Genomic DNA, 16946 nt, shown 5'->3' with positions numbered 1-16946 from the left:
CAGCTGAGAGGGGATGCCCGGCTCCGGGCGCGGGCGGGGAGAGCTGAGGGGATGCCCGGCTCCGGGCGCGGGCGGGAGAGCTTCTGGGCAACTCCGGGCGCGGGCGGGAGAGCTGATGCCCGACTCAGCATGAGGGCTGGGAGAGCTGAGGGGAGGCTCGCGATGCGGGAACGGAATCGGTCACGGCTCCGGTCGCGCTTCAGAGGAATGCGCTTAACAGGTTTCCATCGTTGAGATAGTTGACTAAGCTAAGCCTCCGGTCCGAACGTCGGGCCGCCCGATCCCCCCGAGGTTCTCTCCCCCCATGCTCGGCACCATGCGCCGTCTCTGGCAGACGGTCCGTCCGATCCGCTTCCGCCTCTATCTCGGCCTGCTCAGCGCCATGACCGCGTCAATCGTGGCGCTCATGATCCCTCAGGTCCTCGAGTACATCGTCAATCGGCTCGACTCCGACGCGACCTCCGTCGTCATCTGGACCGGTGGCGCGATCGTGCTGGCCCTCGGCATCGTCGAAGCCTCCCTGATCTGGATGCGCCGCACCTTCGCGGTCGCCCCCTCGACCACCGTCGAGAAGCAGATCCGGGTGGACTTCTACCGCAAGGTCCAGAACCTGCCGGTCACCTTCCATGACGGGTGGGGCTCCGGCCAGCTGCTCTCGCGCATGCTGAGCGACATCAACCAGATCCGCCGCTGGATCGCCTTCGGCATGATCATGGCCGTGACCAGCATGGTCACCGTCGTGGTGGGCATGGGCCTGCTGGTGCGCTCCTCCGCGATCCTCGCGCTGATCTTCTTCTGCGCCGCGGTGCCGGTGACGGTGATCGCCTATCGCTTCAACCGCTCCTACTCCGTCCTCTCCCGCCTCTCGCAGGATCAGAACGGTGACCTCGCCACCACCATCGAGCAGTCCGTGCAGGGCATCCGGGTGCTCAAGGCCTTCGGCCGCGGGCCGACGGCCCTCGAGGGCTTCACCGAGCAGGCCGAGGAGCTGCGCCGCACCGAGGTGCGCAAGGCGACCGCTATCGCCCGCTTCGACATGTTCATGTTCATGCTGCCGGAGCTCGCCCTCGGCGTGGCCCTGCTGGTGGGCCTGCACCTGACGGCCTCGGGGTCGATCTCCACCGGCCAGCTGGCCTCCTATTTCGCGACCGCCACCCTGGTGGTGGGTCCGGTGCGGATGCTCGGCATGCTGCTGGGCCAGGCAGTCAACGCGACCACCGCCCTGGACCGCCACTACGAGGTGATGGACTCCGCCGAGGCCATCACCTCCCCTGCCTCTCCGCAGCGCCTCGATCCCGCCGCCGCCACCGGCGCGGTGCGCTTCGAGGGCGTCCACTTCCGTTACGAGGACGCCCCGGACCACATGCCCGACGTGATCAACGGAGTGGACCTCGAGATCCGCCCGGGCGAGACCATGGCACTGGTGGGCGTGACCGGCAGCGGCAAATCCACCCTGCTGCAGCTGGTGCCGCGCCTGTACGACGTGACCGCCGGCGCGATCACGATCGACGGCATCGACATCCGCGAGCTGGACCTGATCAGCCTGCGCACCCTCACCGCAGTCGCCTTCGAGGACGCCACCCTGTTCTCCGACTCGGTGCGCGAGAACGTGCTGCTCGGCGCAGATCAGTCGCTCACCGCAGAACAGGCCGAGGACCTGCTCCACCTCGCTCTGCGCACCGCGGATGCCACCTATGCGTACGAGCTGCCCGAGGGCGTGGACACCCGCATCGGCGAAGAGGGCATGAGCCTCTCCGGCGGCCAGCGCCAGCGCCTGGCCCTGGCCCGTGCGATCGCCGCCCGCCCCGCCGTGCTGCTGCTGGATGATCCGCTCTCCGCTCTGGACACCAAGACGGAGGAGACCGTCACCGAGCGCCTGCGAGAGGTGCTCAGCGGAACCACCACGCTGATCGTCGCCCACCGCAGCTCGACCGTGGCCCTTGCGGACAGGGTCGCCCTGCTCGACGGCGGCCGGGTGGTCGCCGTCGGCACCCATCACGAGCTGATGGCCACTTCCGCCCGCTACCGCTGGGTGATCGCCAACCAGGCCGAGGAACGCCGCCGCGACCAGGACATCGAGACCCTCACCGGCGAGCTCGAGCTCCGCGCGATCCAGGAGGAGGGCCGATGAGCGCCCCCGCAATGAAGAACCAGCGCCCGGACCAGAACGACCCCGAGCACCAGACTTTCAACGACGCCGAGAACACCGCTTCGCGGAAGCGCTCCTTCGCCCTGCTCGGCGAGCTGATCTCCCCCGTCAAGGGCCAGTTCGTGGGGATGGCCATCATGGTCGTCTTCGCGCAGCTCGCCGTGGTGGCCGGCCCAGCGATCATCGCCTGGGGCATCGACCACGGCCTGCCATCCCTGGTGGCCGGGGACTCCGGCCCCGCGTTCCAGGCCGCGGCGCTGGCCGTCGGCGCCGCGATCGTGGGCGGCGTGCTCACCTACGGGTACGTGCGCCAGTCCGTCGTCGTCGGCCAGAAGATGCTGCTCGCGCTGCGCCGGAAGGTCTTCCGCTTCACCCAGAAGCAGGACCTCGAGTTCCACGAGTCCTACACCTCGGGCCGGATCGTCTCCCGCCAGACCTCCGACATGGAGGCGCTGCGCGAGCTGCTCGACTCCGGCGTGAACGTCATGGTGGGCGCCTCGTTGTCGATGGTGTTCACGATCGTGCTGATCGTGACCATGGACCCGGTGACCGGCCTAGTGATGCTGCTGATGCTGATCCCCTGCGTGCTGCTGACGATCTGGTTCCAGAAGCGCTCCCGCATCGAGTACCGGGCGATCCGCACCCATTCGGCGCGGCTGATCGTGCACTTCGTCGAGGCGATGGCCGGGATTCGCGCCGTCAAGGCCTTCCGCAAGGAGGAGCGCAACCAGGCTGAGTTCGACACCCTCGCCCAGGACTACCGTGACGCCTCGATGCGCTCGATCAACGTGTTCGGCATCTACCAGCCCGCCCTGCGCGTGCTCGCCAATGTGACCATCGCCGCGGTGCTGGTGGTGGGTGGATTCCGGGTGATGTCCGACGATCTGCAGGTGGGTGTGCTGGTGGCGCTGGTGCTGTACTCACGGCGCTTCTTCCAGCCGGTGGACGAGATCGCGAACTTCTACAACGCCTTCCAGTCTGCGGTGGCCGCGCTCGAGAAGATCGCGAACCTCCTCGCGGTGCAGCCCCACGTGAAGGAGTCCGAGACCCCCACCCCGCTGCTCGCCGCGAGCGGCCAGGTGGACTTCGAGGACGTCTCCTTCCGGTACAGCGAGGATGGCCCGCTGGTCCTGCAGCCGATGGACCTGCACATCCCCGCTGGGCAGACGGTCGCCCTGGTGGGCCAGACCGGCGCCGGCAAGTCCACCGTCGCGAAGCTCATCTCCCGCTTCTACGACGCGACCGACGGCAGCGTGCGCCTGGACGGGGTGGACCTGCGGGACATCTCCATGGCGGATCTGACCCGTAACATCGTGATGGTCACCCAAGAGGCGTACCTGTTCTCCGGCACCGTCGCGGACAACATCGCCCTCGGCAAGCCCGGCGCGAGCCGGGAGGAGATCGAGGCCGCGGCCCGCGCGATCGGGGCCGACGAGTTCATCGAGAAGCTCCCCTACGGCTACGACACCGACGTGAACAAGCGCGGCGGGCGGGTCAGCGCCGGGCAGCGGCAGCTGATCTCCTTCGCCCGGGCCTTCCTCGCCGACCCGCGGGTGCTGATCCTCGACGAGGCCACCAGCTCGCTGGACATCCCCAGCGAGCGAATGGTGCAGGAGGGGCTCACGAAGCTGCTCGGTCGGCGCACCTCGCTGATCATCGCCCACCGCCTGACCACCGTGATGATCGCGGACCGGGTGCTGGTGGTGCACGGCGGCGAGGTCGTCGAGGACGGCTCCCCCACGGAGCTGGTCGCCCAGGGCGGTCGCTTCGCCGCGCTGTACCAGGCCTGGCAGGACTCGATGTGACGCATGGCCGGGGCGGGTGCACCACAGCACCCCGCCCCGGCCCGGCCGAGCCGCGGCCCCCTGAGTGAGCGGCACCGCCCCCGATGCGGTCCCCGCGGGCGGCCGCCCCGGCAGGGCTGATGCGCATCCACTGGCGCTGAGCCAGCACACATCCCCACATACCGGGTCGAATGCTGGCTGAGCGCCACTGGATGCACCGGCCACCCCCGGCCCGGCCCGGTTCGGCCCGCCCAAGCCGGTTCGGCCAGCCCGAGCCGGTCAGGCCCGCCAGGTCACGCCAGGTCACGCCCGGTCACGCCCCCAGCATTGCCCGGAGCTCCTCGGTGAGGCCGCCGATCTGCACCCCCGTGCTCGGCCGGCGGAAGGTCTCGGGCGTGACCAGGAACCGCTGCTCGAAAACGGTCGACCCGCGCAGTGTGGACACCTGAGTGCCGTTGTCGACGTAGCCGCAGGAATGCGAGACGCCGAAAGAGGCATCGTTCCCGACCGCCGCGGCGGACTCGGCCCGCAGCGCCCCGAGGTGGTCGAAGGCGAGCACCAGCATCGCCTGCCGCATGAGCTTCCCGTAGCCGTTCCCGTGGGCGTCCAGGGTGAGCCAGGATCCGGAGCTGACCACGCGCCTCTCGGCGAAGCGGGTCGCGGACATGTCCTGGCATCCGATGAGCCTGCCCTGCGCCCACACCCCGAACGGGAGCGTCCACGACTCCGGCTCGATCCCGCTGCGCAGCCGCCACTGGAAGGCCAGCGCGTTGCGGACCCGCTCCTCGGTCTCAGCCCGGTACCAGGGGAAGACCGCCGGGGACTGCGGGTCCTCGAAGATCGGCCGACGGAGCAGCGCCGCGTACTCGGGCAGATCAGCATCGGCGAGCGGGCGCAGGGTGAGGCCACCGACGCGCAGCACCAGGCCGAGAGGCGGATACAGGGTGGCGAGGTCGTCGAGGGACGTGGTCATCGGCCCAGGCTAGAGCCACGGCGCATCGCCCGCCTCTGCTTTTCCCTAGGCTGTGCCCATGACCACCGACGTGCTGCTGAGCGGATTCGCGCCCTTCGACGGAGCGAGCGTGAACGAGTCCTGGGAAGCGGTGCGCGGCGCGGCACCGCTGCTGCAGGACCGGGGGCTGACGGTCGAGACCCTCGAGCTGCCGGTCGAGTTCGGTCGGGTCGGGGAGCTGCTCGCCGCGGCGGTGCGGGAGCACCGGCCCTCACTGGTGGTCGCCGTCGGTCTCGCCGCAGGGCGCGCAGGGATCACCCCGGAACGGGTCGCACTGAACGTGCGCGATGCGCGGATCCCGGACAACGCCGGCGCGAGCCCGGTGGACCAGCCCGTGGTCGCAGGCGGCCCGACGGGCTACTTCAGCACCCTGCCGATCAAGGCGATGGTCGCCGCGCTCACGGCCGACGGGGTCCCGGCCGCGGTGTCCCAGACGGCCGGCACCTACGTGTGCAACGACGTCTTCTACGCGCTCCAGCACCTGCTGGCGACCGACCCTGAGCTCGCCGACACCCGCGGCGGCTTCGTCCATGTGCCGTCGGCCGACGTGGTCGACGCCCCGTCCGGGGCTCGCGCCCTGGCCCGGATGGTCGAGGTGGCGCTGCACACCGCGGGCGATGCGGCCCTCGCGGGCGGGGCCGAGCACTGAGCCGGGGCTGAGCGTCGAGGCGGCCGCGCCCGGACACCGCGTCGGCCCCGGGGTCGGCATCGCGCCCCGGCCGCCGCGTACATCGGCATCGCGCCTCAGCCGCCGCCTCCGCCTATCGCCCTGTGGCGGCCCTTGTCAACAGTTCGGCCCGACTCGGGACAAGATCGCGCCTGACGCTGTGCACAACCGGTGCATCTCGCCGCACGTCGGCTCGAGAACGCCGTCCTTCCACCCCGCCGACAGAGTTATCCACAACGTTTTCCACAGGCGTGGACGAATGACAGACATGTAGTTCCGCAGGTACAGCGGAGAACCCGGGCGTGTCGTCGGCCCCGCTCTCTGCGACCGTCGTCGCCACGCGACCTCGCTGCGCCGCCCCTCGACGACCCCTCAGGCTCCCGCATCACCCCAGGTCATGGAATCTTCGGGAGGCGGCAGCGGGGTGCCTCCCGGCCGGGTGGAGCGGTGCTCGGGCTGGTTGCGCGGCAGCGACTCGACGGTGAGCATCCGCACGCCGCTCGGGAGCGCCCTGACTCGTCCCCACTGTCCGTCCACAGCCGATCCCCGGTTATCCACAGCAAGATCGTGCAATCCCCAACGGTCGACAGAGTTATCCCCAATTCTGTCCACATCTGGGGAAAACCACATCCGTGTAGTTCCCCCATCGCCTCACCGGGCGGGTGCAGTCCGTGCTACAGGGGTCGGGAGAGCCCGGATGACGAACGGGTCGGGGCGGCCTGCTCGCCGCCCCGACCCGTTCCGGTGCTCCGTCCGCGCCCGCTCCCGGACGCGCGATCTCACGACATCGGCACCGTGAGCGTCTTGAGGACGATCAGCGCGACGCACAGCACGAGTGCGGCCACCACCACGCCGGAATGCACGAGGGCGGAGCGTCGAGCCAGCACCTCGCGGTCCGCGCCGGCGGTGGCCTTCGGGCGCAGCGCGAACATCCCCGCGGTCACCGCGGCACCGAGCACCAGGCCCCCCAGGTGGCCCTGCCAGGAGATGTTGGGGACGGTGAAGGTGATGACGAGGTTCAGACCGATCAGCAGGAGGATCTGTGCGGTCTGCCCGCCCAGGTGCCGATTGACCACGAACATCGCGGCGAACAGGCCGAAGACGCCGCCGCTGGCCCCGAGGGTGCCGGTGAACCAGGACTGGCTGATCGGATCGGCGATCACGTACACGGCGGTGTGCCCACCCAGCATCGAGGCCAGGTAGATCGCGGTGTAGCGGACATGGCCGAGGGCCTGCTCGAGGTACTGCCCCACGATCCACAGCGCGTACATGTTCAGCGCCAGGTGCAGGATCCCGCCGTGCAGGAAGCCAGCGGTGACGAAGGTCCACGGCATCAGCAGCGCCCGGAACGGCGCGAAGATCCCCAGCTGCTCGACGAGCCCCGGCGCGAGCATCTGCCCGAGGTAGGCCAGCACGCACAGGGCGATCACGGTGTACGTGACGTACGGGGTGCGCTTGCCCATGCGAGCGCCCATCGCGTTCCGCGGCCGGGTGGAGGCCTGCTGCCGGGAGATGTCCCGCTCGCAGTCCACGCAGAGCACCCCCACAGAGGTGGGCCGCTGGCAGTCCGGACAGGCCGGACGGTCACAGCGCTTGCAGCGCACGTAGCTCACCCGGTCGGGATGCCGGGGGCACACCGGCGGCGCCTGGGGGTCCGGTTCGTCCTCGGCGCTGTAGCCGTAGCTGGGTCGTTCCATGCTCTCATTCCACCACGCGGGCCTGTGCCGCCCCCGAGTGGACAGAGGCACGACCCCATGGGCCCTACGGAGTCGGCGCCCGGCCGCCTTTCACGCCACGGTGTACGGGAACGCCGCGAAGAGCTTCTCGAATCGGCGATGCTGCGTCGGGCTCACATCCCGCAGCTCCTCGAGCACGAGCTTGCGCCGACCCGCCGTGCCCTTGCGGCTCCAGACGCCCACCACCTCGCCGCGGCGCAGCGCCGCCCGCTTGAACACGCCGTTGTTGCCGGGGACCAGCGCGCGATGTCGCTCCTGGTCCATCAGGAAGAGCCGGTCGCGATAGCCGAGCACCAGCTCGTCGAAGCCGGGCAGCAGCAGCTCGCGCACGGTCTCCTTCTCCGCCTCCGCGTACTCCTGGAGCAGACCGGGCCTCCACCACAGTCGCTCCCCGTCGCCGCCGCGGGCCGCGTCGACGGTCGCATGGAGCCGGCCGTGCCGGTCCGCATAGCCGCTCTCCAGCGCGTCCTCGATCTGCGGCAGCGCGGCGCGGATCGACCCCAGCGGCAGCTTCGACCACCAGGCGAGGTCCCGCTCCCCCGCCGGTCCGTGACTGCTGAGGTAGCGCCGGGCCAGTTCGGCTGCGGCCGCGGCGTCGTCGCCGTTGAAGGCGCCCTCGAGGTCGCTGCCGGCGGGCAGCCAGGTGCGCGCCAGCACCACCGCGGTCTCCCCGTCCTGCCACGGGCCGTAGGCGGCGATCCCGCCGGTGATCATCTCCACCAGCGGGTGGTATCCGCGCCCCTGGTCGGTGCGGATCCCGGCCGCCTCCCACGCGGCCATCAGCTCCTTGCGCAGCACCCCGCGGCCCGTACCCGGCACCGACCGCTCCGCGGCGATCGGGCTGGGGCTGTGGGCCGGCCGCCTGCTGCTGGACATCCCGGCGCTGGACGTCACGGTGCCGCTGCTGGCCTTCCTGTTCCTGGTCGCGCTCTGCGTGGACTACACGATCTTCCTGGTCCACCGCGCCCGCCACGAGGCGGGGACGCATGGCACCACCCGGGGCATGGTGCGCGCCGTCGGCTCCACCGGCGTGGTGATCACCAGCGCGGGCGTGGTGCTCGCCGCCGTCTTCGCGGCACTCGGCGTGCTGCCCCTGGTGGTGCTCGGCCAGCTGGGCCTGATCGTGGGCCTGGGGGCGCTGCTGGACACCCTGCTGGTGCGCACCGTGCTGGTGCCGGCGCTGTTCGCCCTGCTCGGCGAGCGCATGTGGTGGCCCTCCCGCCCGGCGCGGCACTGAGCCACCGCGCCGAGGGGAACGGGCCGACGGGCGGAGCGCAGGAGGTGATCTCTCCGGCACTCCGCCCGTCCCGCTTCGTCGACGGGAGGAAGAAAGTTACCGTGACCTGAGACCCCTCTCTTCTCGACGAAAGCGCTCCATGACGTCCCGACGCCACCTCCCCGCCCGGTCCGCTTCCTCTCTCGCCCGCCGCGGGGTGCTGCTGTCGGGACCGGCCCTGCTGCTGGCCGGCTGCGGGCTGCTGCCCTCCGGCGACTCGCGTGCGCCGTCGGCAGGTGGCGACGGTGCGGCGGAGGTGACCGACGAGCCCGGCGCCTCCACCCCGCCTCCCGGCAGCGCCGCGACCCTGGAGTTCGACGTGATCGAGGTGGTCGACGAGATCGCCGCGGGCAACCTGATGTCCCGCGTGGAGGACTCCGAGACCATGATCCACCCCTTCGCCCAGGCCACCGTGGTGGCCTCGACGCTGCTGGAGAGCCTCACCGCCGAGCAGTACACGGCCCTGACCGGTCAGGAGGCCCCGCCGGCCGACGGCGGCGCCGAGGGCGAGGGCGGTGAGGCGCAGCCCGCCACCACGCTGCTGCCCGGCACGATGAAGAGATTCCTGCTCACGGCCTGGGAGTCCACGGACCCGGACTGGAGGCCGACGCCGAGCCGCCTCGGCACCGAACTCCACATCACCCACGCCGGGAACGAGGCGATCCGCCTGGGCCGGGCGGAGAAGGGCGATGCCGAGCGCAGCGGGATCGTGCTGGCGGTCGTGGACGCCGACCCGGCCCCGGATGCGGTGGCGCTGCGGGCCGAGATCGAGGGCGGCCTCCAGGAGCTGTCCCTGGTGGACGGCTCCGTGATCGCGACCCCGGCCCCGCGCATGTACACGCGGGGGCTCGAGGTGGAGGTCTCCGACGCGGACGTCATCGACATCTCGGTGCCCGACGGTTTCGGGCAGGACGTGATGACCCTGCACGGCACGGTGGAGGAGGCCTACCTCTCGCCGTTCGTGGACTCCGGGCTGGAGCACGGGGGGCACCTGGGCTGGGCCGAGGAGGGCGAGATCCATCTCGTGGTCCCGCTGACCTGGGACCGCGACTTCTCCTCGAACGTCGAGGAGCTCACCGAGGTGGTGCTGGTGCTCCCCGACGGCACTGAGCTGCGCCCCGCACAGGACCAGTCGCGGATGTTCGGCAGTGCGCACCGCCGCCCGATCGCCACCTTCACCGTCCCCGCCTCGCTGGAGTCCGCGACCGTGCAGATCATGCCGCGGTTCGGTCAGGTGCTGGACGAGGACTTCGAGCAGGTCGAGGAGCCGCTCACCGCCACGCTGACCTTCGCGTGAGGGACGCCCCCGCCGAGGGGGACGGCCGTCTCAGCCGCAGCTGACCGTGAGCGTGAACCGGGTGGTGGCCTGGTCGTTGGAGGTGCCGGTGAGCGTCCCCGCGCCCTCGATCTCGTAGGTGTCCCCGTCGACGACGACCTCGGTGGAGGGCACCCCGACCCCGCCGGTCGTCGCGGGTGAGTACAGCAGCGTCCTGCCGTCGGGCAGGGAGAAGCGGGCGGAGGCCACCTGGGGATTATGGTCCGGATCGGCGATGACGGCGCTGATCCCGGTGGAGCGGCTGGGGTTCTCCGTACTGATGTCCCCGATGCGCAGATGCATGCTGCCGTCGATCCGTTCGCAGTCCACGATCCCGGTCTCGAGCTCGACCGGCTCCCCGCCGAGGGTCGCCTCCCAGCGCCCGCCGCTGGGCTCGCGCCCGGCATCAGAAGCGCCGCCGACATCCCCGCAGCCGGCCGGGGCCAGGACTGCCAGGACGCCGACGGCGCACAGGATCGATGAGCGCTCGAGGACGCTCATGGGGTCACTTCTCGATGGTCACCGAGGAGATGACGACGTCCTCGAGGGGACGGTCGCGCATATCGGTCTTGACGCCCTCGATGGCGTCGACGACCTTCTTGGAGTCCTCGTCGGCGACCTGGCCGAAGACGGTGTGCTTGCCCTGCAGGTGCGGGGTGGGGCCGACGGTGATGAAGAACTGCGAACCGTTGGTGCCGGAGGGCTTGCCGGTCAGCGCGTTGCGGCGCTTGCCGGCGTTGGCCATCGCGAGCACATAGGGCTCGTTGAAGTTCTTCTCCGAGATCTCGTCATCGAAGTTGTAGCCGGGGCCGCCGGTGCCGGTGCCCAGCGGGTCGCCGCCCTGCAGCATGAAGCCGGAGATGATGCGGTGGAAGATGACGCCGTCGTAGAACGGACGGGTGACCTTCTCGCCGGTCTCCGGGTCGGAGAACTCGCGGGTGCCCTCAGCGAGGCCCACGAAGTTCTCGACGGTCTTGGGGGCATGGTTCGGGAACAGCTCCATGCGGATGTCGCCATGGTTGGTGTGAAGAGTTGCAAACATGGCGACATCCTCCCACATGGGACGCCTGGCCGACCGACTGGACGGGCACCGCGCACCTCTGCTTCTTCTCATCTGCTGTGAGCGTGCAGACTCGCTCACGTTAGAGTTGTGCCACACGGGTTCGTGACGGTCTTCCGACTGTCCGGGCCCAGGGACCACCGTCGGCCCGACCCGACGGATTCGACCGAAAGGGGAACCCCATGGCGCTGACCACCAAGCGGGAAGCCAAGAAGGCTAAGAAGCACGCCGCGAAGACGGCTGATGCCGCGAGTGCGACCAGCCAGAACGCCCAGAACGCCGTCGAGGAGCTGCAGAAGCTCGCCGCTCAGGTGGGCCCCGTGGTGTCCGAGGGCGCTCGCGAGGCTCGTACCCGTGCCACCGAGCTGTACGACCACTACGCACCCGAGGCTCAGCAGAAGCTGCGCGAGCAGTCGGACAAGCTCCGCGACCAGTCGGAGAGGTTCTCGCAGAACCTCGGCCCGCGTGCGGACAAGATCCGTCACGACGTGCAGGACGACTACATCCCGCGCGCCCGCAAGACTGCCGAGACCACCGGCACCGTCCTGAAGGCCGCCGTCGACGCTGCCCGCAAGGAGCTCGACAAGGGCCAGGGCAGCATCCGCTCGGCCGTCCTCGAGCCGACGCCGCAGCCCAAGAAGAGCCGTGCCGGCAAGGTGCTGCTCATCCTGGGCCTGGCCGCCGCGGGTGCCGCCGCCGGCTACGTCGTGTGGCAGAAGACCCGTCCGGTCGAGGATCCGTGGGCCCCGCCCGCCGACTTCGCCCGTGCGCACTACCCGGCGTCCGCCGCGAATGAGTCCGACTCCTCGACCGTCTCCGACACCGTCGGCTCGGCCGATGCCGGTGACGTCGCCTCGGCCCTGAAGGGTGAGGACCGCTCCTCCGACGTGGAGCCCAAGGAGGTCAAGGTCGATTCCGATCCGGACGCCTCCTCAGCCGACGACGAGAAGCGTGGCAACCACCGCGGCGACTCCTGAGTCCGCGCCTCGGTGCTTCACGAGTGAGCGCCTCACGGAGCAGTCCGTGAACCACAGCGCGGCGGTCCCGTCCCCGGACGGTGACCGCCGCGCTGTCGTCATCTCCGGGATCGTCACCACCCGCCTGCGCCTGGCACCGGTGCGCGCGGAGGATCTCGAGGAGCTGTTCACGCTGCACTCCGATCCCCGCGCCTTCGCCGAGGACACCACCGCCCCGCTCACGCAGCTCGCCCAGATGCGGCAGGTGCTCGCGCAGTGGTGCAGCGCGTGGGAGCGGGACGGGCTGGGGTACTTCACGGTGCGGGCACGGGCTGCGGCGGAGCCCGACGCCCGGTGCGAGTCGCCGCGCGGCGGCCCACAGGGTGCCGATGGCGGGGCCGAGGAACTGCCGGCAGGCCTGCTCGGCGTCGTGGGTATCACCGCTCTGCGAGCCGGCGACTCCGAGCTGCTGAGCGCCTACTGGCGACTGGATCCCGGGATGACCGGCCGAGGCGTGGCCAGCGAGGCGATGCGCGCCGTGCTCACCGATCCGCACCGCGGACCGGGCGGTCGCGAAGTGATCGCGGTGACCGCCTCCCGCAACCTCACCTCGCGCACCCTCGCGGCCCGCCTCGGCTTCCGCCCCGCGGCGGCTGCGCGCCCCGTGCCCGGCGGGCGGGTGGGCGATGTGCTGCTCGTGCGTCCCGCTTCCTAGACTGGCCGGCATGCCTGCCGCCCCGAACCCGCCCGGCGCGGGCCGCTACGCCCCCTCCCCCAGCGGTGACCTGCACCTGGGGAACCTGCGCACCGCGATCCTCGCCTGGGCACTCGCCCGCCGCACCGGCCGCGCCTTCCATCTGCGCGTCGAGGACCTGGACCGGGTCAAGGAGGGCTCCGAGCAGCGACAGCTCGAGGATCTCGCCGCACTGGGGATGGACTGGGACGGGGAAGTAGTCCGCCAGTCCGAGCGGGGGGCGGCGTACGACGAGGCCATCGCCCGCCTCGAGGCGCAGGGACAGGTCTTCGAGTGCTACTGCACCCGCCGGGAGATCCTCGAGGCTCCCAGCGCCCCGCACGCTCCGCCCGGCGCCTACCCCGGGACCTGCCGTGACCTCACCCTCGCCGCGCGCGAGCAGGGACGACAGCGGATGCGGGAGCTGCGGCGCGCACCGGCCCTCCGACTGCGCACCGAGGTGGAGTCGTGGCAGATCCACGATCTCTGGGCGGGAGAGGTGACGGGCACGGTCGATGATCTGGTGCTGCGGCGCGGCGACGGCGTGGTCGCCTACAACCTGGCCGTGGTGGTCGATGATGCCGCAGCGAGAGTGGACCAGGTGGTGCGGGCTGATGATCTGCTCAGCTCGGCTCCACGCCAAGCGCATCTCGCCCAGCTGCTGGGCCTGCCGGAGCCGGGTTATGCGCACGTCCCGCTCGCGGTGAACTTCGCCGGGGCCCGGCTCGCAAAGCGCGATGGCGCGGTGACGCTGCGGGATCGTCTGGCACGCGGCGAGAGCGTGCCCGAGGTCATGGGCCGGATCGGGAACTCGCTGGGGCTGCGCGGCTGCCGTGCTGCGGCCGACGTTCTCGAGCGATGGGACCCGGCCGCATCGCCGCGGCATCCGTGGGTGGTCGAGCTGCCGGGCTGACCCTGTCGGTGTCTGCGGGCGTTTGCCGCACCACACTTATTGCCGAACAGTAACACTTCTCGATACACAAATGTATCGTGTGCGGCGTGATGCGACTCCTCCGTGCACTCCTCTCTGCCCTGTCCACCGTCCTCACAACTGCCCGCCGCGCTGTGTCCTCGGCCGTCGGCGTCCTGGGCGGTGCGCTCGCCCGCGCCCTCGGAGCGACCGGTCGCGGGCTCTCCGCCGTCGGCCGCGGAGCCCTGGCCCTGCTGCCCGGTGAGTGGAAGAAGCCGATCGCGGCACTGTTCGTGACCGGCCTTGCCCTGGTCCCATTGATCTACTCGGGCAACATGACCTGGTCGTTCCTCGATCCGAGCAACAGCCTCGACCAGATCACCGCCGCCGTGGTGAACGAGGACGAGGGCGCCACGGCCACCTCCCCGGACGGCGAGGAGAGCGAGCTGAACGTCGGCGCGGAGTTCACCGACACGCTCCTGGACCTCGACAAGGAGACCGTGTACCGCTTCGTGGAGGTCTCTCCCGGTGAAGCTCATCGTGGCCTGGCGGACGGCACCTACGGCGCGACCGTCGAGATCCCCTCGGACTTTTCGGCGAACATCGCCTCCCTCGGCGGCGATGCCGAACACGCGGCTCCGGCTCTGCTCACGGTGACCACCAACGACTCGGTGAACTACGTGGGCGGCAACTTCACGAAGTCCGTGGGGACAGCGCTGACCGATTCGCTGCGCTCGAGCGTGCTCGAGCAGTACCTGGGCCAGATCTACGTGGGCTTCACGACCATCCACGACGGCTTGGGCGATGCCGTCGACGGCGCCGGCGAGCTCACCGACGGTGCCACCACCCTGCACGACGGCACCGGAGACCTGGTCGACGGCAGCACCGAGCTGGCTGACGGCACAGCACAGCTGGTGGATGGCGGTGCGGAGCTGGCTGACGGCACGCACGCCCTGCACTCCGGGAGCCTAGACCTGGTCGTGGGCCTCGACCAGCTGAGCACCGGCGCGGTCACCCTGCGCGACGGGACCGCGACCCTCGACGCCGGCGCCCGCGAGCTCCGTACGGGCCTGGTGACCCTCGACGAGAACGGACAGCCGCTGCGCAGCGGGGCCCAGCAGCTCGCCACCGGCACCTCGGAGCTCGCGACCGGCGCGGGCACCCTCGCCGACGGCGCCGGGCAGGTCGCCGAGGGCACCCGCCAGCTCGACGAGACCGTCACCGCCGCGCAGCAGCGCGCCGACGAGCTCGGCGTGACCCCCGAGAGCGTGCAGCGCACCAGCGAGGACCTCGTCACCGCGATCGACGCTCTCGAGGGCATCGCCACGGACCTGCCGGGACGACTCGCCGACCCGGTCACCGCCGCCGGCACCGTCTCCGAGACGGCCACGACCCTCGACGAGACCGTGACCAGCCTGGACGAGACCGCGCAGAACCTCGACCAGACCACGACCGACCGCACCGAGGACGCCCGCACCCTGCGCGACGCCGCCTCCACCATCGGTGAGGACGCCACCGCACTGGACGAGGACGTGCAAAGCGCGCACGAGGCCACCACCACCGCCTCCGAGAGCGCCGCCACCAGCGAGCAGAGCGTCCGGGACTACACCGAGGAGGTCGATGTTCTCGCCGCACGCTGCGAGGCCTCCGGCGCCGACGCCTCCTTCTGCCAGGACCTCACAAGCACGGCGGACTCCTCCCAACAGGTGCGCGACGACGCCGAGCAGGCCTCCGTCGACACGGCCACGGCCCAGGAGGCCACGGGCACCGCGGCCGAGCAGTCGACCGACATCGCCGGCATCGCTTCGGACATGACCGGCTCCGCGGAATCGATGGTCACCTACACCGAGGGGCTCTCCGAGACCACCTCGACCCTCGCCCGGGGCACCTCCTCCCTCTCCGAGGCCACGGGGACCCTCGCCGAGGACACCTCGACCCTCGAACAGGACCTCAGCACCCTGCGCGACGACGCCGTCTCGGCCGCTCCCTCCCCCGAGCAGGGGACGAGCGCCTCCGACCTCGCTACAGACCTCGCGCAGCAGGCCCGCACCGCAGCGACGGCCCTGCCCGAGGCCTACGGCGCGCTCGAACAGGGCGCGCAGGACGCACGCCGCCTGAACACCGGCGCCCAGGAGGTCGCCTCGGGCGCCGACCGGCTCGCCGAAGCGAGCGGCACTGCGAGCGACGGCGCACAGACCCTCTCCGGCGGGGTCACCCGCTACACGGACGGGGTGGGCACCGCCCGCACCGGTGCCGAACAGCTCTCCGGAGGCACCGGTCAGCTAGCCGACGGCGCCCAGCAGCTGGTCGACGGGACATCCGAGGCCGGAGACGGTGCGCAGCAGCTCGCCAGCGGTGCCGGACAGCTCGTGGATGGTGCCACGCAGCTCCACGACGGCGCGACACAGGTCGACGACGGGGCGACCGAGCTGGCCGACGGCGCGGTCGCCCTCGACGACGGGGCGGGCGAGCTCGCGGACGGCTCGGAGGAGCTGCGAGACGGGCTCGCCGAGTCCCAGGACGACATCCCCGCCTACACCGACGACGAGAGCGACGCGCTCTCGGAGACAGCCGCAGAGCCTGTGCAGATGAGCTTCGAGCGCGCCCATGAGCTCACCCGCTTCGGCGAGGGCCTGGCGCCGCTGTTCCTCGCGATCAGCCTCTGGGTGGGCGGCATGGCCATCTTCCTGATGATGCCGCCGTTCTCCTCCCAGGCCGCCGCTCGCGGCGTGGGCCCGGTACGACTGCTGGCCGGTGGCCTGGTGCCCGCACAGCTGCTGGGCCTGGTGCAGACCGCCATCGCCGTGGGAGCCCTGTACTTGCTGGTGGGCGTCTCGATGAACGACCTGCCCCTGATGATGGGCCTGGCGGCGTTCACCTCGGTGGTGTTCGTGGCGCTGAACCACGGCTTCGGCGCCCTGTTCGGGCCGGTCGGGAAGTTCGTGGCGCTGGTGCTGATCGCAATGCAGATCTCCGGTGCCGGGGGCACCTATCCGGTCTCGACGCTGCCGCAGTTCTTCCAGGTGATCCACCCGTATCTGCCGATGACCCACGCCGTGGACGCCTTCCGCGGAGCGATCGGCGGAGGCTGGATCGACCCCGCCGGGGATCTGCAGTGGCTCGGCGGGTGGCTGCTCCTCGGCATCGCCCTGGGCCTGGCCGGCGCGCTGAAGGAGGGGCGCCGGGCCTCGGCCCAGACACCGGCATATGGTGACACCGGCGCATGGTGACACCGGCACGAGCACATGCTGACACCGGCACATGGTCGGGTACCGGCGCAGGAGCGATGACTATGCCTATTTCGCCGTACTGATCGCCCTGACGCCAGCACTCGACCATTATCCGGCC

Annotated in this window: 14 protein-coding genes and 1 pseudogene; 9 read left to right on the top strand and 6 right to left on the bottom strand. The window is 70.8% G+C overall.

The genetic code is table 11. The annotated features are described in order from the left end of the window. Window positions 1–304: 304 nt before the first annotated feature. Window positions 305–2131, top strand: a complete 1827-nt coding sequence (locus ACT3UF_RS07725) for an ABC transporter ATP-binding protein (RefSeq protein ID WP_444606591.1) — start codon at window positions 305–307, stop codon at window positions 2129–2131. Continuing rightward, complete coding sequence (locus ACT3UF_RS07720; RefSeq protein ID WP_442332727.1) at window positions 2128–3954, top strand: ABC transporter ATP-binding protein; 1827 nt, start codon at window positions 2128–2130, stop codon at window positions 3952–3954. Before ACT3UF_RS07725 ends, ACT3UF_RS07720 begins: the two co-directional genes overlap by 4 nt. Before the next feature lie 292 nt (window positions 3955–4246). Here the strand turns inward: ACT3UF_RS07720 and ACT3UF_RS07715 are convergent, their stop codons facing one another. Beyond that, a complete protein-coding gene (locus tag ACT3UF_RS07715; protein WP_442332726.1) occupies window positions 4247–4906 on the bottom strand; it encodes a GNAT family N-acetyltransferase in 660 nt (219 codons plus the stop codon). 58 nt (window positions 4907–4964) lie between these two features. Here ACT3UF_RS07715 and ACT3UF_RS07710 point away from each other — a divergent pair, with 58 nt between their 5' ends. After that, entirely contained in the window at window positions 4965–5594 is a 630-nt protein-coding gene (locus ACT3UF_RS07710; RefSeq protein WP_442332725.1) for a pyroglutamyl-peptidase I, read from the top strand. A gap of 390 nt (window positions 5595–5984) precedes the next feature. Here ACT3UF_RS07710 and ACT3UF_RS07705 read toward each other — a convergent pair whose 3' ends face one another. The 3 genes from ACT3UF_RS07705 to ACT3UF_RS07695 form a co-directional block, all read right to left on the bottom strand. Beyond that, window positions 5985–6170, bottom strand: a complete 186-nt coding sequence (locus ACT3UF_RS07705; RefSeq protein ID WP_442332724.1) for a hypothetical protein — start codon at window positions 6168–6170, stop codon at window positions 5985–5987. A gap of 221 nt (window positions 6171–6391) precedes the next feature. Next, complete coding sequence (locus ACT3UF_RS07700; protein ID WP_442332723.1) at window positions 6392–7309, bottom strand: rhomboid family intramembrane serine protease; 918 nt, start codon at window positions 7307–7309, stop codon at window positions 6392–6394. Window positions 7310–7399: 90 nt separating this feature from the next. Further along, window positions 7400–8128 carry a DNA glycosylase AlkZ-like family protein gene (locus ACT3UF_RS07695; protein ID WP_442332722.1) on the bottom strand — a complete coding sequence of 243 codons (729 nt, stop codon included), beginning with the start codon at window positions 8126–8128 and terminating at the stop codon, window positions 7400–7402. A gap of 49 nt (window positions 8129–8177) precedes the next feature. Between ACT3UF_RS07695 and ACT3UF_RS07690 the strand changes: the two are divergent. Continuing rightward, window positions 8178–8585, top strand: a pseudogene (locus ACT3UF_RS07690) (MMPL family transporter); the annotation flags it as partial. 139 nt (window positions 8586–8724) lie between these two features. Next, window positions 8725–9921 (top strand): hypothetical protein, encoded by a 1197-nt coding sequence (locus tag ACT3UF_RS07685; RefSeq protein ID WP_442332721.1) that lies wholly within the window; start codon window positions 8725–8727, stop codon window positions 9919–9921. A 30-nt stretch (window positions 9922–9951) separates the two neighbouring features. Here the strand turns inward: ACT3UF_RS07685 and ACT3UF_RS07680 are convergent, their stop codons facing one another. Both ACT3UF_RS07680 and ACT3UF_RS07675 read right to left on the bottom strand, forming a co-directional pair. Beyond that, on the bottom strand, window positions 9952–10440 hold the full coding sequence (locus ACT3UF_RS07680; RefSeq protein WP_442332720.1) for a lipoprotein LpqH: 489 nt from the start codon (window positions 10438–10440) through the stop codon (window positions 9952–9954). Window positions 10441–10444: 4 nt separating this feature from the next. Continuing rightward, window positions 10445–10981 carry a peptidylprolyl isomerase gene (locus ACT3UF_RS07675; protein WP_444608235.1) on the bottom strand — a complete coding sequence of 179 codons (537 nt, stop codon included), beginning with the start codon at window positions 10979–10981 and terminating at the stop codon, window positions 10445–10447. A gap of 200 nt (window positions 10982–11181) precedes the next feature. Between ACT3UF_RS07675 and ACT3UF_RS07670 the strand changes: the two genes are divergently transcribed. The 4 genes from ACT3UF_RS07670 (at window position 11182) to ACT3UF_RS07655 (ending at window position 16828) form a co-directional block, all read left to right on the top strand. Beyond that, a complete protein-coding gene (locus tag ACT3UF_RS07670; protein WP_444592141.1) occupies window positions 11182–11976 on the top strand; it encodes a hypothetical protein in 795 nt (264 codons plus the stop codon). 46 nt (window positions 11977–12022) lie between these two features. Continuing rightward, the gene (locus ACT3UF_RS07665; RefSeq protein ID WP_442332583.1) at window positions 12023–12670 is read left to right on the top strand and encodes a GNAT family N-acetyltransferase; all 648 of its coding nucleotides are present in this window, start codon (window positions 12023–12025) and stop codon (window positions 12668–12670) included. Window positions 12671–12680: 10 nt separating this feature from the next. Next, window positions 12681–13601: a tRNA glutamyl-Q(34) synthetase GluQRS gene (gene gluQRS, locus ACT3UF_RS07660; RefSeq protein ID WP_442332582.1), complete on the top strand. Its 921-nt coding sequence runs from the start codon at window positions 12681–12683 to the stop codon at window positions 13599–13601. Window positions 13602–13690: 89 nt separating this feature from the next. Beyond that, complete coding sequence (locus ACT3UF_RS07655) at window positions 13691–16828, top strand: YhgE/Pip family protein (protein ID WP_444608410.1); 3138 nt, start codon at window positions 13691–13693, stop codon at window positions 16826–16828. The last annotated feature ends 118 nt before the right edge of the window (window positions 16829–16946 follow it).

This window comes from Brachybacterium sp. AOP24-D1-21, assembly GCF_052378665.1.
In the GTDB taxonomy this organism is placed as follows: Bacteria; Actinomycetota; Actinomycetes; order Actinomycetales; family Dermabacteraceae; genus Brachybacterium.
Note: the sequence above shows the minus strand (reverse complement) of the source record. Positions and strands in the feature narration are given on the sequence as shown.

Coding starts and splice junctions, on each gene's coding strand:
- ACT3UF_RS07725 (WP_444606591.1), top strand. CDS start 305: ATGCTCGGCACCATGCGCCGTCTCTGGCAGACGGTCCGTCCGATCCGC.
- ACT3UF_RS07720 (WP_442332727.1), top strand. CDS start 2,128: ATGAGCGCCCCCGCAATGAAGAACCAGCGCCCGGACCAGAACGACCCC.
- ACT3UF_RS07715 (WP_442332726.1), bottom strand. CDS start 4,906: ATGACCACGTCCCTCGACGACCTCGCCACCCTGTATCCGCCTCTCGGC.
- ACT3UF_RS07710 (WP_442332725.1), top strand. CDS start 4,965: ATGACCACCGACGTGCTGCTGAGCGGATTCGCGCCCTTCGACGGAGCG.
- ACT3UF_RS07700 (WP_442332723.1), bottom strand. CDS start 7,309: ATGGAACGACCCAGCTACGGCTACAGCGCCGAGGACGAACCGGACCCC.
- ACT3UF_RS07695 (WP_442332722.1), bottom strand. CDS start 8,128: ATGGCCGCGTGGGAGGCGGCCGGGATCCGCACCGACCAGGGGCGCGGA.
- ACT3UF_RS07685 (WP_442332721.1), top strand. CDS start 8,725: ATGACGTCCCGACGCCACCTCCCCGCCCGGTCCGCTTCCTCTCTCGCC.
- ACT3UF_RS07680 (WP_442332720.1), bottom strand. CDS start 10,440: ATGAGCGTCCTCGAGCGCTCATCGATCCTGTGCGCCGTCGGCGTCCTG.
- ACT3UF_RS07675 (WP_444608235.1), bottom strand. CDS start 10,981: ATGTTTGCAACTCTTCACACCAACCATGGCGACATCCGCATGGAGCTG.
- ACT3UF_RS07670 (WP_444592141.1), top strand. CDS start 11,182: ATGGCGCTGACCACCAAGCGGGAAGCCAAGAAGGCTAAGAAGCACGCC.
- gluQRS (WP_442332582.1), top strand. CDS start 12,681: ATGCCTGCCGCCCCGAACCCGCCCGGCGCGGGCCGCTACGCCCCCTCC.
- ACT3UF_RS07655 (WP_444608410.1), top strand. CDS start 13,691: ATGCGACTCCTCCGTGCACTCCTCTCTGCCCTGTCCACCGTCCTCACA.